The 26,734-nt window shown below is 71.0% G+C and carries 20 protein-coding genes; 14 read left to right on the top strand and 6 right to left on the bottom strand.

All coding sequences use genetic code 11. From position 1 onward, the window contains the following. Positions 1-14: 14 nt before the first annotated feature. From rimI to H180DRAFT_RS11235, 3 genes are read left to right on the top strand one after another with little or no spacing between them, the layout of a single operon-like run. A complete protein-coding gene (gene rimI, locus H180DRAFT_RS11245; RefSeq protein ID WP_055485981.1) occupies positions 15-524 on the top strand; it encodes a ribosomal protein S18-alanine N-acetyltransferase in 510 nt (169 codons plus the stop codon). Beyond that, complete coding sequence (tsaD, locus tag H180DRAFT_RS11240; protein ID WP_055485870.1) at positions 517-1,644, top strand: tRNA (adenosine(37)-N6)-threonylcarbamoyltransferase complex transferase subunit TsaD; 1,128 nt, start codon at positions 517-519, stop codon at positions 1,642-1,644. Before rimI ends, tsaD begins: the two co-directional genes overlap by 8 nt. After that, the gene (locus tag H180DRAFT_RS11235; RefSeq protein ID WP_055485869.1) at positions 1,641-1,889 is read left to right on the top strand and encodes a hypothetical protein; all 249 of its coding nucleotides are present in this window, start codon (positions 1,641-1,643) and stop codon (positions 1,887-1,889) included. The genes tsaD and H180DRAFT_RS11235 overlap by 4 nt, the downstream gene beginning before the upstream one ends. Before the next feature lie 197 nt (positions 1,890-2,086). Here H180DRAFT_RS11235 and H180DRAFT_RS11230 read toward each other — a convergent pair whose 3' ends face one another. Continuing rightward, positions 2,087-3,295 (bottom strand): class I SAM-dependent methyltransferase, encoded by a 1,209-nt coding sequence (locus H180DRAFT_RS11230; RefSeq protein ID WP_055485868.1) that lies wholly within the window; start codon positions 3,293-3,295, stop codon positions 2,087-2,089. A 236-nt stretch (positions 3,296-3,531) separates the two neighbouring features. Here H180DRAFT_RS11230 and groES point away from each other — a divergent pair, with 236 nt between their 5' ends. Continuing rightward, entirely contained in the window at positions 3,532-3,840 is a 309-nt protein-coding gene (gene groES / locus H180DRAFT_RS11225) for a co-chaperone GroES (protein WP_028431119.1), read from the top strand. Positions 3,841-3,948: 108 nt separating this feature from the next. After that, complete coding sequence (groL, locus tag H180DRAFT_RS11220) at positions 3,949-5,574, top strand: chaperonin GroEL (protein WP_055485867.1); 1,626 nt, start codon at positions 3,949-3,951, stop codon at positions 5,572-5,574. An 81-nt stretch (positions 5,575-5,655) separates the two neighbouring features. Here the strand turns inward: groL and H180DRAFT_RS11215 are convergent, their stop codons facing one another. The 3 genes from H180DRAFT_RS11215 to H180DRAFT_RS11205 form a co-directional block, all read right to left on the bottom strand. Further along, positions 5,656-6,429, bottom strand: a complete 774-nt coding sequence (locus H180DRAFT_RS11215; protein WP_055485866.1) for an SDR family NAD(P)-dependent oxidoreductase — start codon at positions 6,427-6,429, stop codon at positions 5,656-5,658. A 20-nt stretch (positions 6,430-6,449) separates the two neighbouring features. Next, complete coding sequence (locus H180DRAFT_RS11210) at positions 6,450-7,112, bottom strand: MOSC domain-containing protein (protein WP_055485865.1); 663 nt, start codon at positions 7,110-7,112, stop codon at positions 6,450-6,452. 153 nt (positions 7,113-7,265) lie between these two features. Further along, positions 7,266-7,577, bottom strand: coding sequence for a WhiB family transcriptional regulator (locus tag H180DRAFT_RS11205; RefSeq protein ID WP_055485864.1), 312 nt, complete (start codon positions 7,575-7,577; stop codon positions 7,266-7,268). A gap of 374 nt (positions 7,578-7,951) precedes the next feature. Here H180DRAFT_RS11205 and H180DRAFT_RS11200 point away from each other — a divergent pair, with 374 nt between their 5' ends. From H180DRAFT_RS11200 to H180DRAFT_RS11185, 4 genes are all read left to right on the top strand, one after another. Continuing rightward, positions 7,952-8,563, top strand: coding sequence for a response regulator transcription factor (locus H180DRAFT_RS11200; protein WP_003948568.1), 612 nt, complete (start codon positions 7,952-7,954; stop codon positions 8,561-8,563). 277 nt (positions 8,564-8,840) lie between these two features. After that, positions 8,841-9,425: an RNA polymerase sigma factor ShbA gene (gene shbA, locus H180DRAFT_RS11195; protein ID WP_055485863.1), complete on the top strand. Its 585-nt coding sequence runs from the start codon at positions 8,841-8,843 to the stop codon at positions 9,423-9,425. Between the two features lie 52 nt (positions 9,426-9,477). Further along, the gene (gene guaB / locus H180DRAFT_RS11190; RefSeq protein WP_055485862.1) at positions 9,478-10,995 is read left to right on the top strand and encodes an IMP dehydrogenase; all 1,518 of its coding nucleotides are present in this window, start codon (positions 9,478-9,480) and stop codon (positions 10,993-10,995) included. 87 nt (positions 10,996-11,082) lie between these two features. Beyond that, on the top strand, positions 11,083-12,192 hold the full coding sequence (locus tag H180DRAFT_RS11185; RefSeq protein ID WP_055485980.1) for a GuaB3 family IMP dehydrogenase-related protein: 1,110 nt from the start codon (positions 11,083-11,085) through the stop codon (positions 12,190-12,192). A gap of 117 nt (positions 12,193-12,309) precedes the next feature. Here the strand turns inward: H180DRAFT_RS11185 and H180DRAFT_RS11180 are convergent, their stop codons facing one another. Further along, entirely contained in the window at positions 12,310-13,572 is a 1,263-nt protein-coding gene (locus H180DRAFT_RS11180; protein WP_055485861.1) for a nucleotide sugar dehydrogenase, read from the bottom strand. Between the two features lie 292 nt (positions 13,573-13,864). Between H180DRAFT_RS11180 and H180DRAFT_RS11175 the strand changes: the two genes are divergently transcribed. The 5 genes from H180DRAFT_RS11175 to H180DRAFT_RS11155 all read left to right on the top strand — a co-directional run bounded on the left by H180DRAFT_RS11175 (position 13,865) and on the right by H180DRAFT_RS11155 (position 25,447). Then, positions 13,865-15,571: a glycerol-3-phosphate dehydrogenase/oxidase gene (locus H180DRAFT_RS11175; RefSeq protein ID WP_055485860.1), complete on the top strand. Its 1,707-nt coding sequence runs from the start codon at positions 13,865-13,867 to the stop codon at positions 15,569-15,571. A gap of 523 nt (positions 15,572-16,094) precedes the next feature. Continuing rightward, a complete protein-coding gene (locus tag H180DRAFT_RS11170) occupies positions 16,095-18,194 on the top strand; it encodes a serine/threonine-protein kinase (RefSeq protein ID WP_055485859.1) in 2,100 nt (699 codons plus the stop codon). Between the two features lie 239 nt (positions 18,195-18,433). Beyond that, complete coding sequence (locus H180DRAFT_RS11165; RefSeq protein WP_055485858.1) at positions 18,434-21,592, top strand: hypothetical protein; 3,159 nt, start codon at positions 18,434-18,436, stop codon at positions 21,590-21,592. A gap of 257 nt (positions 21,593-21,849) precedes the next feature. Next, entirely contained in the window at positions 21,850-23,520 is a 1,671-nt protein-coding gene (locus tag H180DRAFT_RS11160) for a succinic semialdehyde dehydrogenase (protein WP_079100017.1), read from the top strand. Between the two features lie 85 nt (positions 23,521-23,605). After that, complete coding sequence (locus tag H180DRAFT_RS11155; protein ID WP_055485857.1) at positions 23,606-25,447, top strand: GMC family oxidoreductase N-terminal domain-containing protein; 1,842 nt, start codon at positions 23,606-23,608, stop codon at positions 25,445-25,447. A 731-nt stretch (positions 25,448-26,178) separates the two neighbouring features. Here the strand turns inward: H180DRAFT_RS11155 and H180DRAFT_RS11150 are convergent. Then, positions 26,179-26,568, bottom strand: a complete 390-nt coding sequence (locus tag H180DRAFT_RS11150; RefSeq protein WP_139151379.1) for a chorismate mutase family protein — start codon at positions 26,566-26,568, stop codon at positions 26,179-26,181. Positions 26,569-26,734 lie beyond the last annotated feature (166 nt).

Raw genomic sequence — 26,734 nt, 5'->3', positions numbered from 1 at the left:
TCGTGCTCCGTGAGATGCGCTGGTGGGACATCGAGCGCGTGCTCGAACTCGAACGGGTCCTCTTTCCCGAGGACGCCTGGTCGGCAGGCCTCTTCTGGTCGGAACTCGCGCACGCCCGCGGCCCCGGGGCGACCCGTCGCTACATCGTGGCCGAGGAACAGGATGCCGAGCACGTGGACGCCGGCGCCGGGCGCATGCTCGTGGGCTACGGCGGCCTGGCCGCGGTCGGCGGCACGGGCGACATCCAGACCATCGGCGTGCTGCCCTCCTGCCGCGGCACCGGCCTCGGCGCCCGCCTGCTCGGCGAGCTCCTCGCCGCGGCCGCAGGGTTCGGCTGCCACGAGGTGCTGCTGGAGGTCCGCGTGGACAACGCACCCGCCCAACGTCTCTACGAGCGCTTCGGCTTCACCCGGATCGGGCGCCGCCGCGGCTACTACCAGCCCGGCAACGTGGACGCCCTCGTGATGCGCCTGGAGAACCCCGCCCCCTCGACGAACTCCCAAGGAACGAAGAATCATGGCTGACGAACCTCTCGTGCTCGGCATCGAGACCTCTTGCGACGAGACCGGCGTCGGCATCGTCCGCGGCCATACGCTGCTCGCCGACGCCGTCGCCTCCAGCGTCGACGAGCACGCACGCTTCGGCGGCGTCGTGCCCGAGGTCGCCAGCCGGGCCCATCTGGAGGCGATGGTCCCCACCATCGAACGTGCCCTGCGCGACGCCGGGGTCGCCGCCTCCGACCTCGACGCCGTCGCGGTCACCGCGGGCCCGGGGCTCGCGGGCGCCCTTCTCGTGGGTGTCAGCGCCGCCAAGGCGTACGCGTACGCGCTCGGCAAGCCGCTGTACGGCGTCAATCACCTCGCGTCCCACATCTGCGTCGACCAGCTCGAACACGGCGCGCTTCCCGAACCGACGATGGCCCTGCTCGTCTCCGGCGGACACTCCTCGCTGCTGCTGGCGCCCGACATCACTGCGGACGTCCGTCCGCTCGGCTCGACCATCGACGACGCGGCGGGGGAGGCCTTCGACAAGGTGGCGCGCGTGCTCGATCTCGGCTTCCCGGGCGGCCCGGTCATCGACCGGTACGCACGGGAGGGAAACCCCGACGCGATCGCGTTCCCGCGCGGTCTGACGGGTCCGCGCGACGCCCCGTACGACTTCTCCTTCTCGGGTCTCAAGACGGCCGTGGCCAGGTGGATCGAGGCCAGGCGCAACGCGGGTGAGGAGGTGCCTGTACGCGATGTGAGCGCGTCCTTCCAGGAGGCGGTCGCCGACGTTCTGACGCGCAAGGCCGTCCGGGCCTGCAAGGACGAGGGCGTGTCCCATCTGATGATCGGCGGCGGCGTCGCGGCCAACTCGCGCCTGCGCGCCATGGCCGAGGAGCGCTGCGCCGACGCCGGTATCGAGCTGCGCGTGCCCCGTCCCAAGCTGTGCACGGACAACGGGGCGATGGTCGCGGCTCTCGGTGCCGAGATGGTCGCGCGCCGCCGCGCCGCCTCCGACTGGGACCTTCCCGCGGACTCCTCGCTCCCGGTCACCGAACCGCACCTGCCCGGCCAGGGGCACACGCACGTCCACGGGCACGGTCACACCCACACCCACGACCACGTGCACGAACTGAGCCGGGAGAACCTCTACTCATGACGGTCGCGCTGATGTGGGAGGCGAAGGCGGCCGAGGGCCGCGGCGGTGAACTCCTCTCCTGGGCCTCTGCCCAGGAGCTGGAGGGTTCCCCGCAGCGCCGGGAGACCTTCCGGGCTCCGGGTGGCCGCGTCCTGGTCATCACCTGGTGGTCCGCGGAGCTGTCCGAGAAGCTTCCCGAACTACCGGATCCCCCGGCGCAGTTGAGCGCCCGCCCGGTGCACCGCTGGCGGTTCGAACAGGTCTGAGGGCCCGAAGGCCCGGGGCCGATGCCTGCGTGTCACTTCGCACGGCACGTCAACAGGATCGGGAAGACCTGTACTTCGCAGCGGACTTTGCCGACTGCCCCCGGACGACGCCTGGTTACGTCCCGACAGCTCGCGGGCGGCTCCGGCTCGCACGGGCACCGCCCCGGTCAACTCCGTTCCGCCGCAGCCCGGTTCGGTCAGGCCCCCGCAGGCGAACCGAGTGGATGCCCGAGCAGCACCGTGGGTGCGCCCGCGACCCGCGTGAGGAACACCGTGCATTCGCCCGGGCCTTCGAGCTTGAGCTTCTTGCGCAGCTCGGTCGGCTCGACCGCCGAGCCCCGCTTCTTGATGGTGGCCACGCCGACGCGGCGCTCGCGCAACAGCGCCCGCAGCCGCTTCAGCTGGAAGGGCAGCACATCGGTGATCGCGTAGCCGGTGGCGTACGGGGTGGAGCGCGCCTCGTCGCACGTCACATAGGCGATCGTCGGGTCGATGAGCCTGCCGTCCAGGTCCGCCGCCACTTCCGCCACGAGGTGCGCGCGCACCACCGCGCCGTCCGGCTCGTAGAGGAAGCGGCCCACCGGCCCGACCGGCGGATCGGGCAGTCCCCGCGACGAGAGTGAACGCCCCGCGGGCAGCAATGTCGCCCGTACGGGGGAACTTTCCGCTGTGCCTGCTGGCCCCGCGGCGCCGAACCACAGCACGGCCTCCTTGACGTCCCCCGAGTCCGAGATCCACTCCGCCTCCGCGTCGCCGGGAACCGCCTCGTGCGGAATGCCGGGCGCCACCTTCAGCGCCGAGTGCGGGAAGCGCCGCGCCGCCGCGACGGCCCACGACAGCGGCGGGGAGTACGCCTCGGGGTCGAAGACCCGGCCCTTGCCGCCCCGGCGCGCGGGGTCCGCGAAGAGGGCGTCGCAACCCGAGACGTCGGCGTCGCCGACGTCCTGGCAGCGGACCTCGATGCGGTCGCCGAGCCCGAGCGCCGCGGCGTTCGCCCGTACGACGTCGCACGTCAACGGATCGCTGTCGACCGCCAGTACGTGCATTCCGGCGCGAGCCAGTGCGATTGCGTCCCCGCCGATGCCGCAGCACAGATCTGCCGGACGCTCCACCCCGGACCGGCGGAAGCGCTCCGCCCGGTGGGCGGCGACGTTCGCCCGCGTCGACTGCTCCAGACCGGCCGGTGTGAAGTACATCCTCGCCGCGTCCTCGGCGCCGAACTTCGCCGCCGCCCGCTGCCGCAGCCGTGCCTGGCCGAGGGCGGCCGACACCAGTTCCGGCGCGTGTGTACGCCGCAGCCTCGTCGCCACGGCCAGCTCGCTCTCCGGCTCGTAGTGCTCCAACGAGCCCAGCAGCGCCTGTCCTTCATCGCCGAGCAACGCGGCGAACGCCTCACGGTCCACCACCGCATTCTCGCCTCCGGCGGCGACCGGTTCCGCCCGGGGGAGGGGACGGAGGCACCGGCGCGACTGGCACTCTGGTTGACGGAGTGCTAACCGCGGCATAATGTCGGCTCTGGCACTCTCCCAATGCGAGTGCCAGACACAGCGACAGGAAGATCCGGCACCCGCGACGACGGATCTGCCAGGTCGCCACCCCAGACATAAGACCCCGTTATGAGATCTCCGAAGGGGGAGGTCGGATCGTGACGACCGCCAGCAAGGTTGCCATCAAGCCGCTCGAGGACCGCATTGTGGTCCAGCCGCTCGACGCCGAGGAGACCACGGCCTCGGGCCTGGTCATTCCTGACACCGCCAAGGAGAAGCCCCAGGAGGGCACGGTCCTGGCTGTCGGCCCCGGCCGCTTCGAGAACGGCGACCGTCTGCCGCTCGACGTGAACGTCGGCGACATCGTGCTGTACAGCAAGTACGGCGGCACCGAGGTGAAGTACAGCGGCGAGGAGTACCTCGTCCTCTCGGCTCGCGACGTTCTCGCGATCGTCGAGAAGTAAGTCACCGCAGCCGGAAGACATTTCTGATCCGCGTCCCGGTCCCTCCCGCATCGAGTCGAGATGCACCGGGGCCGGGGCGCGGTTCGTCTGAGAGGACCCACAGCTCCCATGGCCAAGATTCTGAAGTTCGACGAGGACGCGCGCCGCGCCCTCGAGCGCGGCGTCGACAAGCTGGCCGACACCGTGAAGGTGACCATCGGCCCCAAGGGCCGCAACGTCGTCATCGACAAGAAGTTCGGCGCGCCCACCATCACCAACGACGGCGTCACCATCGCGCGTGAGGTCGAGGTCGAGGACGCCTACGAGAACCTCGGCGCCCAGCTGGTGAAGGAGGTGGCGACCAAGACCAACGACATCGCGGGTGACGGCACCACCACCGCCACCGTGCTCGCCCAGGCCCTGGTCCGCGAGGGTCTGCGCAACGTGGCCGCCGGCGCCTCGCCCGCGGCTCTGAAGAAGGGCATCGACGCCGCCGTCAAGGCCGTCTCCGACGACCTGATCGCCAACGCCCGCCCGATCGACTCCAAGGAGGACATCGCCTCCGTCGCCGGTCTGTCCGCCCAGGACAAGCAGGTCGGTGAGCTGATCGCCGAGGCGATGGACAAGGTCGGCAAGGACGGCGTCATCACCGTCGAGGAGTCCCAGACCTTCGGTCTGGAGCTCGACTTCACCGAGGGCATGGCCTTCGACAAGGGCTACCTCTCGCCGTACATGGTCACCGACCAGGAGCGTATGGAGGCCGTCCTCGACGACCCGTACATCCTGATCCACCAGGGCAAGATCAGCTCCATCCAGGACATGCTGCCGCTGCTGGAGAAGATCATGCAGGCCGGCGGCTCCCGTCCGCTGCTGATCATCGCCGAGGACGTCGAGGGCGAGGCGCTCTCGACCCTGGTCGTGAACAAGATCCGCGGCACCTTCAACGCCGTCGCCGTCAAGGCGCCCGGCTTCGGTGACCGCCGCAAGGCGATGCTCGGCGACATGGCGACGCTGACCGGCGCCACCGTCATCGCCGAAGAGGTCGGCCTCAAGCTGGACCAGGCCGGCATGGACGTGCTCGGCTCCGCCCGCCGCGTCACCGTCACCAAGGACGACACGACGATCGTCGACGGTGCCGGCAAGCACGAGGACGTCGAGGCCCGCGTCGCCCAGATCAAGAGCGAGATCGAGGCAACCGACTCCGACTGGGACCGCGAGAAGCTGCAGGAGCGCCTGGCCAAGCTGGCCGGCGGCGTCTGCGTCATCCGCGTCGGTGCGGCGACCGAGGTCGAGCTCAAGGAGAAGAAGCACCGCCTGGAGGACGCGATCTCCGCGACCCGTGCGGCGGTCGAGGAGGGCATCGTCGCCGGCGGCGGCGCCAGCCTCGTCCACTCCGCGAAGGTGCTGGAGGGCTCGCTCGGCAAGACGGACGACGAAGCCACCGGTGTCGCCGTCGTGCGCCGTGCCGTCGTGGAGCCGCTGCGCTGGATCGCCGAGAACGCCGGCCTCGAGGGCTACGTCATCACCTCGAAGGTCTCCGAACTCGACCGCAACCAGGGCTTCAACGCGGCCACCGGCGACTACGGCGACCTGATCAAGGCCGGCGTCATCGACCCGGTCAAGGTCACGCGCTCCGCGCTGGAGAACGCGGCTTCGATCGCGTCGCTGATGCTCACGACCGAGACGCTGGTCGTCGAGAAGCCGGAAGAGGAAGAGCCGGCAGCGGCGGGCCACGGTCACGGCCACGCCCACTGACGCGTCACACGCAGAGGCCCGGTACCCGTCGCGGGGTACCGGGCCTTCGCGCGTACGGGCGTCCCGTCCGTGCCGTGGCTGTCAGCGGGGGCCGAACCGGCGGCCCGTCGTCGACGACGCCTTCGTCAGCAGGTCCCTGGGCAGGAGCCGCGCCGCACCCATGAGTGCCTTGTAGCGGGCGTCCGGGATCGAGAGGCTCTTGCCGCGGGCCAGGTCCTTCATCGCCGCGTCGACCACGTCGTCCGCCTCCAGCCACATCCAGCCGGGCACGCTCCCGGTCTCCATCCCGGCCCGCTCGTGGAACTCCGTCCGCACGAATCCGGGGCACAGAGCCATCAGCCGCACACCCGAGCCCGCCAGGTCCTTGGCCACACCCTGCGTGAACTGCACGACCCACGCCTTGCTCGCCCCGTACGTCCCGCGCGGGACGAACGCGGCGACCGACGCGACGTTCAGGACACCTCCGCGCCCCCGCTCCCGCATGCGCTCCGCCGCGACCGAGGTGAGCCGCAGGACCGCCTCGCAGTGGACCTTGAGCATCGTCAGCTCGTCCTCGACGGGCACGTCCAGGAACGTGCCCTTGTTGCCGAAGCCGGCGTTGTTGACCAGCAGGTCCACGGGGTGCTCCCGGTCCCGCAGCCGCTCCTCGACCGCGGAGATGCCCTCGTCGGTGGCGAGGTCGGCGGCGAGCACGGACGCCTCGACGCCGTGCAGGTCGTGAAGGCGCGTCGCCTCCTGCGAGAGCCGTTCCTTGTCGCGGGCGACCATTACGAGGTGGTGCCCGTCCCGTGCGAGCCGTCGGGCGAAGGCAGCTCCGAGGCCGGCGGTCGATCCCGTGATCAGCGCAGTCGTCATGAGGGCACGCTATCCGCGGGTCAACCGCCCGTGCGCCGCAGGGCATTGCGGCGGGCCTGAGGATGGAGCGCGTCGCCCGCCGCCAGCACACGCGGCAGCAGCTCCGGCTCCCGTGTCAGTGCGCGGAAGTGGAAACTCACGGTCACTTCGTGGCCGGGACGGTGCACGATCTCGATCGCGTCGCCGGCGCACACCTGCCCGGGCTCGATCACCCGCAGATACGCCCCGGGCCGGGCCCTGTCGGTGAAGCGCTTGACCCAGCCCCCCTCGCCGAGCCGGCCCGCGAACGTACGGCAGGGGATGCGCGGCGCGGTCACCTCCAGCACGACCCGGCTTCCCACGAGCCAGCGCTCGCCGATGCGGGCGCCGTTGACGTCCAGCCCTCGGGTGGTCAGGTTCTCGCCGAACGAGCCGTTGGCCGGTTCCCGGCCGAGTTCGTGCGCCCAGTCGTCGAGGTCTTCGCGCGAGAAGGCGTAGACGGCCTGGTCGTCGCCGCCGTGGTGGCGCATGTCGCCGATGGTGTCCCCTGCGAGGCCGCTGCCGCCGGTTCCCTTCGGCCCGGGCGGGGTCACTTCGACGGGCCCGGGGGCGGGGCGCTTGTCGATGCCCGTGAGATTCCCCGGTGCGTCGGTGTACGCAGGGGCGTGCAGGGGGCCGGCGACATTGACGGACAGCAATTTCATGGGCGTCAGGCTATGCGGGTGAATTTCCGCGGACGACCGGTTTCCGTACCGGCTGTGCAGATGTGCGGCGGCGGAAGGAAGGGGACGGGACGCGGGTGAGGGCCTGTACGGTCCGGCCCCCCTGGAGCGCGGTGTCGGTCAAAACGTTTCTGCTCAATTCTGGCTGTCCGGCACGGCGACGAGCCTGCTGCGGGCCCGCCCCATCAGTTCCTCGCGCTCGTCCTCGGTCAGTCCGCCCCACACCCCGTACGGCTCACGTACGGCCAGCGCGTGGGCCGCGCACTCCGAGCGGACCGGGCAGCGCATGCAGACTTCCTTGGCCGATGCCTCGCGAGCGCTGCGGGCGGCGCCGCGCTCGCCCTCGGGGTGGAAGAAGAGAGAGCTGTCGACTCCGCGGCAGGCGGCGAGCAGCTGCCAGTCCCACAGGTCGGCGTTGGGGCCCGGTAGGCGGGAGAAGTCTGCCATTGCGTGTCCTCTCGTCGGCGTACGTGGGGCTCGCTCTCGCTCCGTCCATTTATAGACAAATATGACTCATTGCGAACCTAGCCGAAAGAAAGCAAGAAGGAGCGCTAAGTCTGCTAAATAGGGCAAAAGGCAAAAGACGCCACTCGGGGAAACCCTTCAGTGCGACGCGGCAGATCTGTGTACGCGCGATCACGTAGAGTGCTGATGGCGGTGGCCGAAACCCGTAACTCTTTTGGGTGACCGTCGTTGAGTGTGCGGAGGCGGTTGGCGGAACGATCTCGGGCACTGTTGTCCGAGGGGTGTCAACCGCACAGGTGACGACTCGTAACAGCCTGGAGGCTCAAGGTGACGCGCATCAGCTGCGGAGGGCGGTCATGACATCCGTCCTCGTCTGTGACGATTCCCCGCTTGCCCGAGAGGCGCTCCGCCGCGCGGTCGCGACCGTGCCCGGCGTCGAGCGCGTGACGACGGCGGCCAACGGCGAGGAAGTCCTTCGCCGCTGGGGCGCCGACAGGTCCGACCTCATCCTCATGGATGTCCGCATGCCCGGTCTCGGTGGTGTTGAGACCGTGCGGCGGCTCCTGTCGGCCGACCCCGGTGCCCGCATCATCATGCTGACGGTTGCCGAGGACCTCGACGGCGTCGCACTCGCCGTGGCAGCCGGCGCCCGCGGCTACCTGCACAAGGACGCCTCGCGCGCCGAATTGCGCGCCACGGTCACGCAGGCCCTCGCGGACCCGACGTGGCGGCTCGCGCCGCGCCGACTGCGTTCGGCCGAGATGGGTGCCGCCCCCACGCTCACCGCACGCGAGATCCAGGTGCTGGAGGGTATGAGCCACGGCAGGTCCAACGCCGAGATCGGCCGGGAGCTCTTCCTCTCCGAGGACACGGTGAAGACCCACGCACGGCGGCTGTTCAAGAAGCTCGGCGCGTCGGACCGGGCACACGCCGTGGCCCTCGGTTTCCGCTGGGGTCTCGTCCGATAGATAGCTCACGTTCGCCCATTGCCCGCCCGTCCCCGCCTGCGAAGTTGCGTGATCCGCGATGCGCGGGGCCGGCCCGGGGGAAGGGCGGGGTGGCGTATGAGGCCCGGGAATCCCGCGCGTGCCGCATGCTTGTTGTATGGAGTTCCTCGGGGACCGGTCGGTCATGCGTGAGGGGAGGGCGCGGGAGATGAGGGTCAGCACCCCTGCTCATAACGCTTCGGTGCACAACCAAGGACGCGGCGCGACGGATCCCGGGGCCCAGGTGCACCATGGACCGATGCGCAACGACGGGTCCGACGACAACGCGGTCGTGAGCGCACTCGTACGACGCGCCAGGGAAGGCGACGAGCAGGCCACGCACGATCTCCTCGCCCACGTCCATCCGCTGGCCCTGGGGTACTGCCGCAGACGGCTGACCCGACTCCCCGGCGACGCACGGCACTTCGTGGACGACCTGGCACAGGAGGTCTGCATCGCGGTGCTCTGCGCCCTTCCGCGTTACCGCGACACGGGTAAGCCCTTCGAAGCCTTCGTCGTGGCCATCGCCCAGCACAAGATCGCCGATCTGCAGCGGGCCGCCATGCGGGGCCCCGGCCAGACCGCGGTGCCCTCCGACGAGATGCCCGAGCAGCCGGACGATTCACTCGGCCCGGAGGAGCGCGCTCTGCTCAGCAGCGACGCGGCGTGGGCCAAGCAGCTGCTCGCGAACCTTCCGCAGCATCTGCGCGAACTCGTGCTGCTGCGCGTCGCGGTCGGGCTGACCGCCGAGGAGACCGGCGAGATGCTCGGGATGTCGCCGGGTGCGGTGCGGGTCGCGCAGCACAGGGCGCTGAGCAGGCTGAGGGCGCTGGCCGAGCAGTAGGCCTGTGCCGTTTAGCATGGACTTTCACCCTGGGCAAGCATTGGAAGGTGTCATGACAGCGAACGACGGAGTCGCAACCGAGGCCGGAGTCCCCGCGAAATTCGCCATGCTCGGCCTGACGTTCGACGATGTCCTGCTGCTGCCCGGTGAGTCCGACATGGTTCCGGGTGACATCGACACCTCCTCGCGGATCTCCCGCAACGTCCGCGTGAACGTGCCGCTGCTGTCGGCCGCGATGGACAAGGTCACCGAGGCTCGGATGGCCATCGCCATGGCCCGCCAGGGCGGCGTCGGCGTGCTCCACCGGAACCTCTCGATCGAGGACCAGGCGGCGCAGGTCGACAGGGTCAAGCGCTCCGAGTCGGGCATGGTCACCGACCCCATCACGATCCGTCCGGACGCCACGCTCGGCGACGCCGACGTGCTGTGCGGCCGCTTCCGCATCAGCGGCGTGCCGGTCACCGACGGCGCGGGCAAGCTGCTCGGCATCGTCACCAACCGCGACATGGCCTTCGAGTCGGACCGCGACCGTCCTGTGCGCGAGTTGATGACGCCGATGCCACTGGTCACCGGCAAGGTCGGGATCTCGCGGAACGACGCGATGGAGCTGCTGCGCCGTCACAAGATCGAGAAGCTGCCGCTGGTCGACGACGAGGGTGTGCTCAAAGGGCTCATCACCGTCAAGGACTTCGTGAAGGCGGAGCAGTATCCGTACGCCGCGAAGGACGCGGAGGGCCGCCTCGTCGTGGGTGCGGCGGTCGGTGTCGCGGGCGACGCGTACGAGCGGGCGCAGGCACTGATCGAGGCCGGTGTGGACTTCGTCGTGGTGGACACGGCGCACGGTCACTCGCGGCTCGTCGGTGACATGGTCTCCAAGATCAAGTCCAATTCGCCGGTCGACGTCGTCGGCGGCAACGTCGCCACACGCGACGGTGCGCGGACGCTGATCGACGCCGGTGCCGACGGGATCAAGGTCGGTGTCGGGCCGGGATCCATCTGCACGACCCGCGTCGTGGCGGGCATCGGGGTCCCGCAGGTCACGGCCATCCACGAGGCGTCGCTCGCCGCGCGGGAGGCCGGGGTCCCCGTCATCGGCGACGGCGGTCTCCAGTACAGCGGCGACATCGCCAAGGCCCTTGTCGCCGGCGCCGACACGGTGATGCTCGGCTCGCTGCTCGCCGGCTGCGAGGAGTCGCCGGGCGAGCTGCTGTTCATCAACGGCAAGCAGTTCAAGTCCTACCGGGGCATGGGCTCGCTGGGTGCGATGCAGTCGCGCGGCGAGCAGCAGTCGTACTCGAAGGACCGCTACTTCCAGGAGGAGGTCGGCGGCGACGACAAGCTCATCCCGGAGGGCGTCGAGGGACAGGTGCCCTACCGGGGCCCGTTGGGCGCCGTGGTGCACCAACTGGTCGGCGGGCTCAAGCAGTCGATGTTCTACGTCGGCGGGCGGAGCGTGCCGGCTCTGAAGGAGCGCGGCCGGTTCGTGCGCATCACCTCGGCGGGACTCAAGGAGAGCCACCCCCACGATGTGCAGATGACGACCGAGGCGCCGAACTACTCACGCCGCTGAGCGCCCGCCACCCACCGGGCCTGAGGGCGCCGCGTGTCGGTGATACTGGAGCGGCACAGCACAGCGCACGGCGAGAAGGGCTTCACAGTGACTGAGATCGAGATCGGACGCGGCAAGCGCGGACGCCGGGCGTACGCCTTCGACGACATTGCTGTGGTGCCCAGCCGCCGCACGCGTGACCCCAAAGAGGTCTCGATCGCCTGGCAGATCGACGCCTACCGCTTCGAACTGCCCTTCATGGCCGCGCCGATGGATTCGGTCGTCTCACCGGCCACCGCGATCCGCATCGGTGAGCTGGGCGGGCTCGGCGTGCTCAACCTCGAGGGGCTCTGGACGCGTTACGAGGACCCCGAGCCCCTTCTCGCCGAGATCGCCGAGCTGGACGAGCGCACGGCGAACCGCCGGATGCAGGAGATCTACGCCGAGCCGGTCAAGGAGGAACTGATCGGTGAGCGGATCAAGGAGGTGCGCGACGCGGGTGTGGTGACGGCCGCCGCGCTCTCGCCGCAGCGTACGGTCCAGTTCTCGAAGGCCGTCGTCGACGCGGGCGTCGACCTGTTCGTCATCCGCGGCACCACCGTCTCCGCGGAGCACGTCTCCGGGGCGTCGGAGCCGCTCAACCTCAAGCAGTTCATCTACGAGCTGGACGTGCCCGTCATCGTGGGGGGCTGCGCCACGTACACGGCGGCGCTGCACCTGATGCGGACGGGGGCGGCGGGCGTGCTGGTCGGCTTCGGCGGCGGAGCCGCGCACACCACGCGCAACGTGCTCGGCATCCAGGTGCCGATGGCCACGGCCGTGGCCGATGTGGCGGCCGCGCGCCGCGACTACCTCGACGAGTCGGGCGGCCGGTATGTGCACGTCATCGCGGACGGTGGGGTCGGCTGGTCCGGCGACCTGCCCAAGGCCGTCGCCTGCGGCTCGGACGCGGTGATGATGGGCTCGCCGCTGGCCCGGGCCACCGACGCACCGGGGCGCGGGCACCACTGGGGCATGGAGGCCGTGCACGAGGACGTGCCGCGTGGCAAGCGCATGGACCTGGGTGCGGTCGGCACCACGGAGGAGATCCTGCTCGGCCCGTCGCACACCCCGGACGGGTCGATGAACTTCTTCGGTGCGCTGCGCCGCGCGATGGCGACGACCGGCTACTCGGAGCTGAAGGAGTTCCAGCGCGTCGAGGTCACGGTGGCCCGGTAGCACCCGCGGCGCTGGGTCGGCGCTGCAGGGCGGCGAACAGGGCAGGTGCCTTGGGCCCCAGGCGGAGGGCGGATGCGCCGGCGCCCGCGGCGGGTCTCCGCCCGCCCATTGCTCGCTTCACAGTCGGTGTGCGGCGCCCGTGGGGCTGGCTCCCCTTGTGTCGAAGAGCAGTCGGGCCTTCGCGGCCAGCCCTTGCAGGTCGTACCTGCGGTGGTGCTGGAGCAGCACGGTGAGGTCGGCGGCCGCGGCGGCCTCGTAGAGGGAGTCGGCGCGCGGCACCGGCTGGCCTGCCACCTGCCACTGCATGACGTACGGGTCGTGAAAACTCAGCTGCGCACCGAGTTGCTTGAGTCGCAGTGCAACCTCGCGTGCTGGCGCACCTTCCTGGTCGGGCAGGTCGGGCTTGTACGTGACGCCGAGCAGCAGTACGCGAGCTCCGCGCGCCGACTTGCCGTGCTCGTTGAGGAGTTCGGCGGCGCGCTGGCACACGTACCGCGGCATGCGCCCGTTGACCTCCTGTGCGAGTTCGACCATTCGCAGCGGATAGCCCAGTGAACGGCTGCGGTACGCAATGTAGTTGGGGTCGATGGAGACGCTGTGGCCCCCGACTCCGGGTCCGGGCCGGAAGGCCTGGAAGCCGAACGGTTTGGTCTCCGCGCAGCGGATGACGTCCCACAGGTCGACGCCGATGTCGTGGCAGAAGACGGCCATCTCGTTCACCAGCGCGATGTTGACCTGCCGGAAGTTGGTCTCCAGCAGCTTCACCGTCTCCGCCTCGCGAGGCCCTCGGGCCCGTACGACCTTTCCGGCGAGCCGCCCGTAGAAGGCGGCGGCCCGCTCCGTACAGGCGGGAGTCAGGCCGCCGATGACCTTGGGGGTGTTGGCGTAGCCGTAGCGGCGGCTGCCCGGGTCGAGCCGGGCGGGGGAGTAGGCGAGATGGAAGTCACGGCCGGCGCGCAGGCCGGAGCCCTCCTCGAGCAGCGGTTTGAGGATTTCTTCCGTACTGCCCGGGTACACCGCGGACTCGAGCACCACGGTCGTGCGGGGGTGCAGGTGAGAGGCGAGAGTTCGAGCTGTGGCGCGCACCGCGTCCAGGTTGAGCGCGCGGTCGGGCCCGAGGGACGTCGGGGCGCAGATGAGGGCCGTGCGGACGTGACCGAGGGCCTCGGGGTCGGTCGTGGCGCGGAAGCCCCGGGAGATCATGCGGCGGACCCCGGCAGCGGTGATGATGCCGTCGGCGGGCGGCCTGCCCGCGTTGAGGCCCGCAACGGTCTCCTCGTCCGCGTCGTAGCCGATGGTCTCGATCCCCGCGGCGACGGCGGCCTGTGCGACCGGAAGACCCGAATGGCCCAGTCCGAGGACGGCGAGATCTGCGGGCATTGCTGCGGACATCCTTCCCCTTGCTTCCCTCGCTGGGGTGGCGAGGCCCCGTGCGTGCCGTTCCGGGGGACGGTCCCCGAAGATCGCGTCGAACTGCCCGGTCCGGTGCTGTGCGGCGCTATAGCAAGTTAATCGGCAATATGACGGATATCTGGGATTACCCGCTCCACGGCGCCCGCAGCGCCGCCGAAGTCAGGGAATTGGAGGACCATCGGCTGGGGAACACTGCCTACGTTCTTATCAACCACCACCACAAGCACACCGACGTACGCACGACCCACGGGAGGCAGCGGTGAGGACGGCGACACTGGGACCGGAGCAGCGCGTACGGGCGCTGGCACAGATGTCCGAGCACGAACTCGACGTGCTGGTCGTCGGTGGTGGCATCGTCGGCGCCGGTACCGCGCTGGACGCCGTCACGCGCGGACTGTCCACCGGGATCGTCGAGGCGAGCGACTGGGCATCGGGCACATCCAGCCGCTCCAGCAAGCTGATCCACGGCGGACTGCGCTATCTGGAGATGCTGGACTTCGCCCTCGTGAGAGAGGCGCTCAAGGAACGCGGGCTGCTGCTCCAGCGGATCGCGCCGCACCTGGTGAAGCCGGTGCCGTTCCTCTACCCGTTGCAGCACAAGGCCTGGGAACGGTTCTACGCCGGTTCGGGCGTGGCCATGTACGACATCATGTCGCTCACCTCGGGGCACGGGCGCGGGCTTCCCCGGCACCGGCACCTCAGCAGGCGTCACGCCCTGCGCGTTGCACCGGCGTTGAGGAAGGACGCGCTGGTCGGTGCGCTGCAGTACTACGACGCACAGATGGACGACGCCCGGTACGTCGCCACAGTCGTCCGCACCGCCGCCGCCTACGGGGCGCACGCCGCGAACCGGGCGCAGGTCGTGGGCTTCCTCCGCGAGGGCGAGCGCGTCGTCGGGGCGCGGGTGAAGGACCTGGAGCTCGGCGGCGAGTACGAGGTGCGTGCCCGGCAGGTCGTCAACTCCACCGGCGTGTGGACGGACGACACACAGGGCCTGATCGCCGAGCGGGGTCAGTTCCATGTGAAGGCTTCGAAGGGCATCCACCTGGTCGTGCCGAAGGACCGGATCAACTCGACGACCGGGCTGATCCTGCGCACCGAGAAGAGCGTGCTGTTCGTCATCCCGTGGGGCCGTCACTGGATCGTCGGCACCACCGACACCAGCTGGGACCTCGACAAGAGGCACCCGGCGGCGTCGAGTGCCGACATCGACTATCTGCTGGACCACGTCAACGCGGTGCTCGCGGTGCCGCTCACGCGCAACGACGTGGAGGGCGTGTACGCGGGCCTGCGTCCGCTGCTGGCCGGCGAGTCGGAGGCGACGAGCAAGCTGTCGCGGGAGCACACCGTCGCGCACCCGGTCCCGGGGATGGTCGTCGTCGCGGGCGGCAAGTACACGACGTACCGCGTGATGGCGAAGGACGCCGTGGACGAGGCGGTGCACGGGCTGGACCGCCGCGTCGCGGACTGTGTCACCGAGGAGGTTCCGCTCGTCGGCGCCGAGGGCTATCACGCGCTGTGGAACGGGCGGGCCCAACTGGCCGCCCGTACGGGCCTGCACGTGGCGCGCGTGGAGCATCTCCTCAACCGCTACGGCACGTTGACGGAGGAACTGCTCGAACTCGTAGCCGAGGACCCGAAGCTGGGCGAGCCGCTTCCGGCCGCGGACGACTACCTCAAGGCGGAGGTCGTCTACGCGTGCACCCACGAGGGCGCGCGGCACATGGCCGACGTCCTCACGCGCCGCACCCGCATTTCGATCGAGACGTTCGACCGCGGTGTGCGCAGCGCGCGCGAGGTCGCCGAGCTGATGGCAACGGTCCTCGGCTGGGACGCGGACCAGATCGACCGCGAGGTCGAGTACTACGAGAAGCGCGTCGAGGCGGAGCGTGAGTCGCAGCTCCAGCCGGACGATCTGACGGCGGACGCCGCACGGTTGGGAGCGCCGGACATCGCGCCGGTGTGAGGCGCGGCGCCCGGGGCTGCGGCGGGCGCCTGTAGCTGCGGCGGAGTCCGGACATGCGGCGCCTGGAGCTGCGGGTGCCGACCTGCGGCGCCTGGAGCTGCCGGAGCCGACCTGTGTGTGTGCGTGGGCCTGCGTGTCCTGCGGACACGCCCTTGCATCCGTAGTGCTTCCTGACGTTCGGCATGCAGGCGTTGAGGGGACTTCTCCAGGTCGTCGCGTGGGCCGGCGTGGAGCCTGCCGCCCCGAGCGATGTCGCGACGGGCATCGACGACGTGGCTCGGCACGGTGGGTGCGGGTGAGCGGAGCGGGCTCCGCTCACCCGCACCGCATGAGTAGGCGGCACCCGGGTGGGGCACCCGCACTTCCGTTGCTCCGACGGCGTCCGCGGCGATGCGTGAGGCGGCGTGTGCGACGGCGTCGTGGTGCCCGGCCGCGGCGCCCCCCGGCGCGATGTGACGACACGATGGTTCACAATGAGAGCCGGGCTGGGGTGGGCCATCGCTGAGGGGATACAAGGGGATTCATGAGCGAGCACGAGGGTCGGCTGGTAGGAGGTCGCTATCGGCTCGGGGGAGTCCTCGGCCGTGGTGGCATGGGCACCGTGTGGCGCGGCGAGGACGAGGTGCTGGGCCGTTCGGTCGCCGTGAAGGAGCTCCGTTTCCCCTCGAGTGTCGAGGAGGACGAGAAGCAGCGGCTCATCACCCGTACTCTGCGCGAGGCGAAAGCGATCGCGCGTATCCGCAGCGGCAGTGCTGTGACGGTCTTCGACGTGGTCGACGAGGACGACCGGCCGTGGATCGTGATGGAGCTGGTCGAGGGCGGTTCGCTCGCCGATCACATCCGCACCGAGGGGCCGCTCACTCCGCAGCGCGCCGCGGAGGTCGGGCTCGCCGTGCTCGACGTGCTGCGTGCCGCGCACCGCGAAGGCGTCCTGCACCGTGATGTGAAGCCGTCCAACGTGCTGTTGGAGGATGTCACGGGACGTGTGGTGCTCACCGACTTCGGCATCGCAAAGGTCGAGGGCGACCCGTCGGTCACGTCGACGGGCATGCTCGTGGGCGCTCCTTCGTACATCTCTCCGGAGCGGGCCCGGGGGAAGCCGCCGGGGCCGCCGGCCGACCTGTGGTCGCTCGGCGCCCTGCTGTACGCGGCGGTCGAGGGCCATCCCCCGTACGACAAGGGTTCGGCCATATCGACTCTCACGGCGGTGATGACGGAGGACGTGCCGCCGCCGGAGCAGGCCGGTGAGCTCGAGGAAGTGATCTTCGGGCTGCTCACGAAGGACCCGGACAAGCGGCTCGACGTGGCGGGCGCACGCGCGCTGCTGGAACCGGTGGCCCTCGGGAAGTACGGCGCGGGCGCCGGTGCCGCTGCCGCGCAGGACGGCGGTACGACGGCCGTGCTGCCGCCGAAACCGGACGGAACCGAGAGTGACGCCTCCGAAGCCGCAGAGGCCGGGGAGGCCGGGCGCGGCGACGGGGGCGGGGATCAGGACGCCGAGCCCGGTGAGGGCGAGGCGAAGCCGGCCTCGGGGCGCGGCTCTTCGAAGAAGCCGGCGTCGGGGCGTGGCACTTCGAAGAAGCCGGCGTCGGGGCGTGGCACTTCGAAGAAGCCGGCGTCGGGGCGTGGCACTTCGAAGAAGCCGGCGTCGGGCGGTGCGGCAGTCGCGGGCGCCGCGGCTGCGGGCGCGGCGGGTTCGGGGTCCGCAGCCGGCGACGCCGAATCCGGCGGCGCCACGGGCGGCGACGGTGACGAGACCCCGGCGCCCACCGGCTCCGCTGCACTCGCACACAGCGGTGACAAGGCGGCAGCGCATGCCTCGACGGGCTCCGGGGGCGGTGCCGGAGGGGCGCTAACGGGCGTATCGCAGCTCGCGGGCCGCGTCTCGCGCCGCTCGCTGGCCATCGTGGCCGTGGCGGCGGTCGCCGTGCTGACGCTGATCGCGGTCCTCGCTCTCAACAACCGCGGCGGTGGCGAGAGCGGCGACAACTCCTCGAAGGGCACCGCGAGTTCGGGCGCGAAAGGCACCGAACGCGACAAGGGTGAAGGCGGCGCCGGCACCAAGAAGGAAGACAAGAGCGGCGAGGACAAGGCGAGCGCGTCCCCGGACCCGAGTGCCTCCGCCGGCAGCGGCGAGGACGAGGAGGAGCCCGGGGCGGAGCCCTCGCTCCCCGAGGACTACGAGCAAGTCACCGACAAGCGCTTCCACTTCAGCATCGCGATGCCGGAGGACTTCGAGCGTTCCGGAGTCGCCGGAACCAACTCGGGCGCCAAGTACTCCGACGGCGGAGTGCCCAAGCTCCAGGTGGACTTCAGCCCCAAGCCGCTGAAGGACGCCGCAGCCGGATGGCGCGACCTGGAGCCGTCCGTGAAGAGCAACAGCAGCGGGTACCGGCAGATCAGCATCAAGAGCAAGGACTGGCGGGGCTACCCGACGGTCGGCGACTGGCAGTTCGAGCGCGACGAGGACGGCCGCAAGGTACGGGTGCTCAACCGCGGTTTCCGGGTGGACGATTCACACGGCTACGCGATCATGATCACGTGCCGGGCGGACAAGTGGGACGACAAGGAGTGCAAGACGCTCCGCAAGACGGCGTTCAGCACGTTCAAGCCTCTCACCTGAAGTCTCACCCGAAGGGGTTCCCGGCCCGCGGTGCGGGGGACGTTCGGGTTGAGGCCGAAGCGGGCAAGCGTTTCCCGTGAGTGAGGTCTGCTGCGGCGCGAATGGGGCCGGAGAGTCACCGAGTCCGCCCGCGCCGGACAGCTCGGGCACGTATCGTGAATGGCCGCGGACCGGTATCCGTCCGCAAAGATGCGGATGCGTTGGGGAATCGACGGTCTCGCGCGCGGTGGGGAGGCGTCGTGGAGGACTACGCGGACAAGACGGGACGGTTGCTCGCCGACCGCTACCGCCTGCCCCGTACCACCGCCGATTCGCACCAGTTGACGGAGTCGGTGGCCTACGACACGGTCAGCGGGCAGGAAGTGCTCGTGCGCCAGGTGCCGTTGCCCGAGATCGTCGAGGCCGAGGTGCTGGAGGACGGCGGTGCCGCTGTCGACGGCACCGCACAGGGCGCCGCATTCCGCGGCTCGGTCGGGCGCGCCACTCGCAGGCCCGCCGATCCCGCCGTCCGGCGGGCCCTCGACGCGGCGATAGCGGCCGCGCGGCTGCCCGACCACCCCAGGCTCGACCAGGTCTTCGACGTCTTCGTCGAGGGTGACGGCCTGTGGATCGTCAGCGAGTTGCTGCCCGCCACGCCGCTGGCGACGCTGCTTTCGCACCAGACCCTGACCGCGCACCGAGCCGCGGAGATCGCGGCCGATCTGCTGACCGCGCTGCGCGTGGTCCACGCGCACGGCTGGACCCACCGGAACGTCACCCCCCGCACGGTCCTCATCTGTGACGACGGGCGGGCCCTGCTGACGGGGCTCGCGGTCGGCGCGGCCGAGGAGGCGCTGTGCGGATACAGTCCTCTGCCCGACTCCGAGCGGGTGGCGCTGCCGCCCAGCGGCAACATTCCGGGGGAACCGCGGCGTGGCGGCGGCAGCGGGACGGACGCAGGCGGGCAGCGGCCGCAGGCGGGGCCCGAAGGGGCGCCCGTACCGGCGTCGTTGAAGGGCATCGCGCTTCCCGAGGGCTTCGACGAACGGCAGGCGGACCAGGCGGACGACCCGTACGGGCGCGGGGTCGGCTCCGGCCCGAACAGCGCTGCGGGCACGGGCACTTCGGGGGCCGGCGGCTCACCGCGCGGCATCTTCGGCCTCCAGAGCCTCGGGAACGACACCGGCACCGACGCCGGCACCGGGACCCGTACCGACGCCGGCACCGGCTCCGGCCCGGCGCAGCAGGGCGGCGGGCCCGTGCGCCACGGGTACGAAACCGGGGGGCGCGGCCCGCGCAGCGGTGCCGTGGCGGCCTACCAGGCGGGGGCACGGCGCGGCGCCGCGGCCCGCGTGCACGGCACGGAACGCGGGGAACCGGAGGGGGAGGGGCAGGAGCGGCGGCAGCAGGACGAGGGGCGTGCGGGGGAGGACTGGTGGAACCGCCCCAGGTCGGCGCCCCCCGCGGACACCCGTCACGCCACGCCGGACGACTACGTGCGCTGGTTCCCGTCCGGGGAGGACGAGGTCACCCCGAGCGATCTGCCGGGTTCACGTCCGCCCAACAGCCATCCGGTGAAGGCCACTTGGCGTCCGGCTGAGCCCGGGCCCGAGTCCCGGCCCGGGCACGGACGCGAGGGCGGACCGGAGGGCTCCCGGTACGCCGACGTCCCCTACGGCTCCGACGTTCCGTACGGCGCCGACGTCCCCAATGGAGACGACGTTCCGTACGGCGACGACGTTCCGTACGGCGACGATGTGCCGTACGGCGCCGATGTTCCGTACGACGAGGGCGAGTTCGGCGAAGGCTCCTACTCCGAAGGCCCGTACGACGACGGTCCGTCGGCCGAGGGCTCCGGCAGCCGGCCCTGGGGTGTTGAGGGTGCCGAGGAGCACGGCGCGCCACAAGGCTTCCACGGCCCCGCCACCGCGCTGGCCGCCGAACGTGCGCGGCAGGCGCGCATGACGGTCGTCGGTGCGGTCGGCGAGCGGTGGGCGCCCGAGCAGGCCGGGCCGGTGCATCAGAACTGGCGGCTGGCGCCGCCGGTGGGCCCGTCCGCGGACCTGTGGGCGCTGGGCGTTCTGCTCTTCCGTGCCGTGCAGGGGCATGCGCCCTACCCCGAGGACGATGTCGCCGAGTTGGTGCAGATGGTGTGCGGGGAACCTCCCGCGTTCGCGGAGGAGTGCGGCCCGCTGCGTCCCGTCGTCGAGTCGTTGCTGCGTCAGGACCCCACGGAGCGGCCGGACTTCGAGGAGCTGCGGGGCTGGCTGCGGTCCCTGGTGCGCTCCGCACCGGAGCCGGAGGTCGGCTGGCACACGGTGTACGCCCCCTCCCTGGACCCCGGCGGCACGTCGGACCCGAGACGGCTGCCGATACTGCGCCGTCGCGGCGAGCTCGTACGCAGACGGCGGGCGGCGAGACGCGCGGCCCGCGCCGAGCAGAGGCAGCAGCACCGGCATCAGCAGCGGGAACAGCGCCGTCAGAAGCAGCAGCGGCCCCCGGCTGCCCCCCACCCGGCCCCGCCCGGTCAGGACCGCCGCCATCGGGCCGCGGCCGACCAGGAAGCGCGTCATCACACGCAGCACCGGCAGCCCGGCCCCGTCCCGCCCCCGCCCGGTCAGACACCGGAACCCGGGCGCGAACGGGCCGCGCACGGACGGCCCCGGTCCGCGCGGGAGAAGAAGCCACGGCAGGGTGCGGGCCCCCGCAGGCTCGGCGGCGTGCTGGTGGGGCTCGTGCTCGCGGGTCTGGCGGCGGCACTGGCGTACGCGGTGTGGTTCATGCCGAAGGACGGCACGAGCGGCGCCTCGAACCATCAGCGCGGCTCGGTCGGGGGCGAGAGCAAGCCCTCCTCGCAGCCCGGTGACGGCAGTGACGGCAGCGGCGACGGGGGCGGCAGCGGCGAAGGGGACGGCGACGGCGGAGGCGACGCCGGGAAGCAGCGCCCGCCCGCCGCCGGCAAGGCACCGAAGGGCTACAAGCTCAGCCGGGATCCCGCGGGCTTCCGGATCGCCGTTCCCGACGAGTGGAACCGCCGCTCGACGACCGGCCGCGGCCAGGTCCGCTACAACGGCGGCGAGGTCGAGATGGTCGTCGTCAACGGCCGCGACAGCGTACGGAAGTTCGGCAACGATCCGATGGCCTACCAGAGCGACGACGAGCCCGAGCTGAGCGCCTACCGGGCCTCGGACTGGGCGTCGACATCGGGCCTGCGGCGCATCGACGTCGGTGAAACCGCCATGGCCGAGGGCACCTTCAGCTGGAAGGACGGCGGCCGCGACGTGTACGCACGCAACCGCGCGATGATCCTCGACGGGCGCTACCACGTGGTGATGGTGATGGGCTCGAAGGGCAAGAAGGAGGAGATCGACCGGCATTTCGAGGCCGTGGCCGACACCTACCGCTCCACCGGGCGCTGATCTGCGTACGCCGTGCCGCGGCCGGGGTGCCGCGGTTCCCGGCCCCGATCCCCGGTCCGGCCCGCCCCGATCCCCGGCCCGACCCCGGCCCGACCCCGGCCCCGGCCCGACTCGGCCCGGTGCCGCGGCCGGTGCCGGCGTCGGAGACATGAGCCGGCGTGACCGCAGAATCGTCACGCCAGCGTTCACTGGCAGATTCGGTGAAAGTGGTTACCGCCGGGTATGCAGCGTGTTTCCGGGGTCGTACTCTCTCTCGCATGACGGACACGCAGGACACCCGCTCCCAGAGCAACGGCGAAGACCGCGGCACCGCCGGTGGCAGCGCCACATCCGAAGGCACTCCCGGCGGCAACCCGGTGGCCGCCGCGCCGGCAGGGGTGCGCACGGCCGCCGACGTCGTCACCTCCGAACTCGTCGAGGCCCTCACCGAGGGAGTGATCGGCAGCGGCCGCACGTCCAGTCACACGCCGTTCACGGGCAAGAAGCTCGCCGAGCTGCCGGAGTCGACGCCCGAGGACGTCGCCTTCGCCTTCCACCGCGCCCGCGAGGCACAGGGCGCGTGGGCCGCGACGCCCGTACAGGAGCGGGCCGCCGTCCTGCTGCGCTTCCACGACCTGGTGCTGGCGCGTCAGAACGAGGTCCTGGACCTGATCCAGCTGGAGACCGGCAAGACCCGGCTGCACGCGCACGAGGAGGTGCAGGCCGTCGCGGTTGCCGCACGTCATTACGGGCGGCGTGCCCCCGCCTACCTGCGTCCCAAGCGGCACACGGGTGCGATCCCCGTCCTGACCAAGGTGACGGAGAACCGTCATCCCCGTGGCGTCGTCGGGCAGATCGCGCCCTGGAACTACCCCTTCGAACTCTCCGTGGGCGACGCCCTTCCCGCCTTCGCCGCGGGCAACGCCGTCGTGATGAAGCCCGACACGGAGACGGCGCTGACCGCCCTGTGGGCGCGCCGTCTGCTCATCGAGGCCGGGCTGCCGAAGAACGTGTGGCAGGTCGTCATCGGTGAGGGTCATGTGGTCGGCCCCGCGGTCGTCGAGCGCGGCGACTACGTCTCGTTCACCGGCTCCACCAGGACCGGCCGCGGCGTGGCGCAGAAGGCGGCGGAGCGCCTGGTGGGCGCCTCCCTCGAACTGGGCGGCAAGAACGCCATGATCGTGCTGCCCGACGCCGACCTGGACAAGGCCGCGGCGGGCGCGGTGCGCGGTGCTTTCTCCTCCGCGGGCCAGCTGTGCATCTCGATCGAGCGGCTGTACGTGCACGAGTCGGTGGCGGACGCGTTCCTTGAGCGCTTCGTCGCCCGTACGAAGCGGATGCGGCTCGGTTCGGCACTCGCCTACGGCGCCGACATGGGCTCCCTCGTCTCACAGAAGCAGCTCGACAACGTCAGCCGGCACATCGAGGAAGCGGTCGCCAAGGGCGCGAAGGTGCTCGCGGGCGGGCGCGCACGGCCCGATGTGGGGCCGCTCTTCCACGAGCCGACGATCCTCGACGGCGTCGAGTCGCCGATGGCCGTGTGCACCGAGGAGACCTTCGGCCCCGTCGTCTCCGTATACCGCTACTCGGACGTGGACGAGGCCGTGGAGCTCGCCAACTCCACCGCGTACGGCCTGAATGCGAGCGTCTGGGGCCGCAACGGACGCCAGGCGCGGGAGGTCGCGGCGCGGCTGCGCAGCGGCACCGTCAACGTCAACGAGGGGTACGCGGCGGCTTACGGCAGCGTGCAGTCCCCGATGGGCGGCATGGGCGACTCCGGCCTCGGCAGACGGCACGGCAGCGAGGGCATCCTCAAGTACACCGAGTCGCAGACCGTGGCGCACCAGCGCGTGCTGCCGATGGCGCCGTCCTTCGGCATGGACGACGCGAAGTACTCCCAGTTCATGAGCCTTTCTCTGAAGGCGCTCAAGGCTCTCCGCTTCCGCTGACCCTGGCCGGCGTCCGCCGAGCCGGCCCAGCCCGACGAACCGTACAACCGATCCCGAGCCGAACCACTCGCACCGGAGGCCCACCGTGCCCGAGGAGAACTCCGCCCCGAATGAGGGCGGTTCGTACGACTACGACGTGATTGTCATCGGCTCCGGCTTCGGCGGTTCCGTCTCCGCTCTCCGTCTCACCGAGAAGGGGTACAGCGTCGGAGTGCTGGAGGCGGGACGCCGCTACACCCGCGAGACCCTGCCCAGGAACTCCTGGGACACGAAGAACTACATCTGGGCCCCCGCGCTCGGCCTCTACGGCATCCAGCGCATCCATGTGCTCAGCAACGTCATGATCCTGGCAGGCGCCGGTGTGGGGGGCGGTTCGCTGAACTACGCCAACACCCTCTACGTTCCGCCGCCGGCCTTCTTCCAGGACCGCCAGTGGGGCCACATCACGGACTGGCAGGAGGAGTTGAAGCCCTTCTACGACCAGGCACAGCGGATGCTGGGCGTACGGCTCAACCCCACGATGACGCCCTCGGACGAGCATCTGAAGACGGCCGCCGAGCGGATGGGCGTCGGCGACACCTTCCACATGGCTCCGGTCGGCGTCTTCTTCGGCGACGGCCAGGACGCCGACGGCAAGGCGACGACGGAGCCCGGCGGCGAGGTCGCCGACCCGTACTTCGGCGGAGCGGGCCCTTCGCGCAGGGCCTGTTCGGAGTGCGGCGAGTGCATGACCGGCTGCCGCCACGGCGCGAAGAACACCCTCAACGAGAACTACCTCTACCTCGCCGAGAAGGCGGGCGCCGTCGTCCACCCGATGACGACTGTGCGCGAGGTCGCGGAACTGCCGGACGGGCAGGGCTTCTCCGTCACCTGCGTCGCGACGGACAAGCGCAAGGGCCCCCGGACTGTGCTGCGTGCCCGCAAGGTGGTCATGGCAGCCGGCACGTACGGGACGCAGACCCTGCTGCACCGCATGCGCGACACCGGCACCCTGCCGAGGCTCTCCGAACGCCTCGGCGAGCTGACCCGCACCAACTCCGAGGCGCTGGTGGGCGCGCAGACCATCGAGCGGCGCTACCGCAAGAAGTGGAAGGACAGCCGGAAGCTCGACTTCACACGGGGCGTCGCGATCACGTCCTCCGTGCACCCCGACGAGCACACGCACATCGAGCCCGTCCGCTACGGCAGGGGCTCCAACGCGATGAGCGCCCTGACGACGCTCCAGGTGAACCACGAAACGAAGCTGCCCAAGCTGCTGGGACACCTGGTCACCTGCCTGCGGCACCCGAATCTGTTCCTGCGGTCGCTCTCCGGACGCAAGTGGTCCGAGCGGATCATCATCGGCCTGGTGATGCAGACCCACGACAACTCCCTGACCACGTACCGGAAGACGAAGGGCCTCGGGAAGGGACTGCTCACCGCGCGACAGGGACACGGCGCGCCCAACCCCGCCTACATCCCCGAGGGCGCGGAGGCCGCACGGCATCTCGCCGAGGACATCAACGGCTTCGCCGGGACCAACCTCGGGGAGCTGCTGGGCATGCCGCTCACGGCGCACTTCCTCGGCGGCTGCCCGATCGGCGCGGACGCTGCAAGCGGGGTCATCGACCCGTACCACCGCCTCTACGGGCACCCGGGCATCACCGTCGTGGACGGCTCCGCCGTCTCCGCGAACCTCGGCGTCAACCCCGCGCTCACCATCACCGCGCAGGCGGAGCGCGCGATGTCCATGTGGCCCAACAGGGGCGAGGAGGACGCGCGTCCCGAGCAGGGATCGCAGTACGTGCGGATGGCGCCGGTGGCGCCGCGCGCACCGGTCGTTCCGGACGACGCGTTCGGGGCGCTGCGGCTGACCGTGCTGCCCGTCCCGAAGGTGCCGGCCAGGAGGCAGGAGACGGTGGCGAAGGAGAGCGCGGAGGTGGAGTAGTCCCCGAGTTCCGCCCCCGGCCGGGCAGTTCTGCCGGCGGGGGCGGGCCCGCGCACACGCCCGGGAACCCCGTGCACACGCGAAGGGCCCCGTGGCGCCGACCGGGTGGTGAAGCCGGCGCCACGGGGCTCTTGGCGTCCAGCAAGGGCGTCAGGGCAGCGCCCGGCTGGAGGAGCGGCACCGGGGGGTAGTGCCGCCTGGCCGTCGCGGCTGACGGCAGCAAGCTGCACGGCAGGTCAACGGCCGGGTCCTGAAAGGGAGTTCGTGTGCATCGTGCTGGATGCGCACGTGCCGCGCAAGGCGTCGGTACCACGGTCACCGCATCCGTACCGGCCGGACGGAACTTTTACCGTCGGCCGACAATCTCCCGAGAATCTTCCCGACTCGCAGGGACTCCCGGTCCGCGGAGCGGCCGGTCCGGAGCGTCCCCCGGACCGGCCACTGTCTCCCCGCGCGGGGAGAGTTGGTGACCGGGCTGCTGTCCCCTGCTGACCGGTCACTCGCGCCGGAGCGAGGTCCCACGACACTTCCGTCCCCGCCCACGAGGAGGAACGGGCGTCTCATCGCTGCGATGGCGCGCCCCGAACGCCGGACGTCCGGCGGGCATCGGGGTCACCGGGACCAACGAACCCGCTCACGCGGCGGTCACGCTCCTTACGGGTGACCGGTGCGCTGCGGATTTGCCGCGTTGTGCGAACGCCGCACCGGTCGGAGGAGGCGCACGCCCCGGTTCACGGCTGCGCTCTGCACAGTGCGAGCAGTGTCATGGCAAGTTGCGTGCCGGGACGGCCCAGTTCGCCGCGGTAGCGGTTCAGGATCTCCATCTCACGGGCCAGGCCCGCGCCTTCGCCGGTCCGGGCGCCTTCGCCGGTCCCTGCGCTTTGTGCGGTGCGGGCGCTTTCCGCGGTCCGGCTCTCTCCCGCCCCGGCATGCGCCCGGCGGATGTCGCCGACCGCGACCGCCCTGCGTTCCTGCACGAGCGCGATGATGCGGGCGTCCAGGTCGTCGATGCGGGAGCGGACCGCGGCTGCGGACTCCCGCCCGCCCGCCGTGCCCGCCACCGTCGTGTCCGGGCCGGTACGCCCGGTACGCCCGGTGGTCTCTGCGGCTTCGGTGCTCATGGTGTTCACGTCTCCGTCCTCGTAGGTCGTACGTACGGCGGAGCCCTGGGCCGCCCGGTGCGACGAGGGAGTGTCCGGCGGATCTTCTCGGGCCCGCGACGCCGGCTACGGCACCTCGCTGTGTTGTCGGAGTCGCCCGAGTACGCCCAGTACGAGGGCGATCCTC

The organism is Streptomyces sp. WMMB 322, from assembly GCF_900090145.1.
In the GTDB taxonomy this organism is placed as follows: Bacteria; Actinomycetota; Actinomycetes; order Streptomycetales; family Streptomycetaceae; genus Streptomyces.
This window is presented reverse-complemented; position numbering and strand designations above follow the sequence as displayed.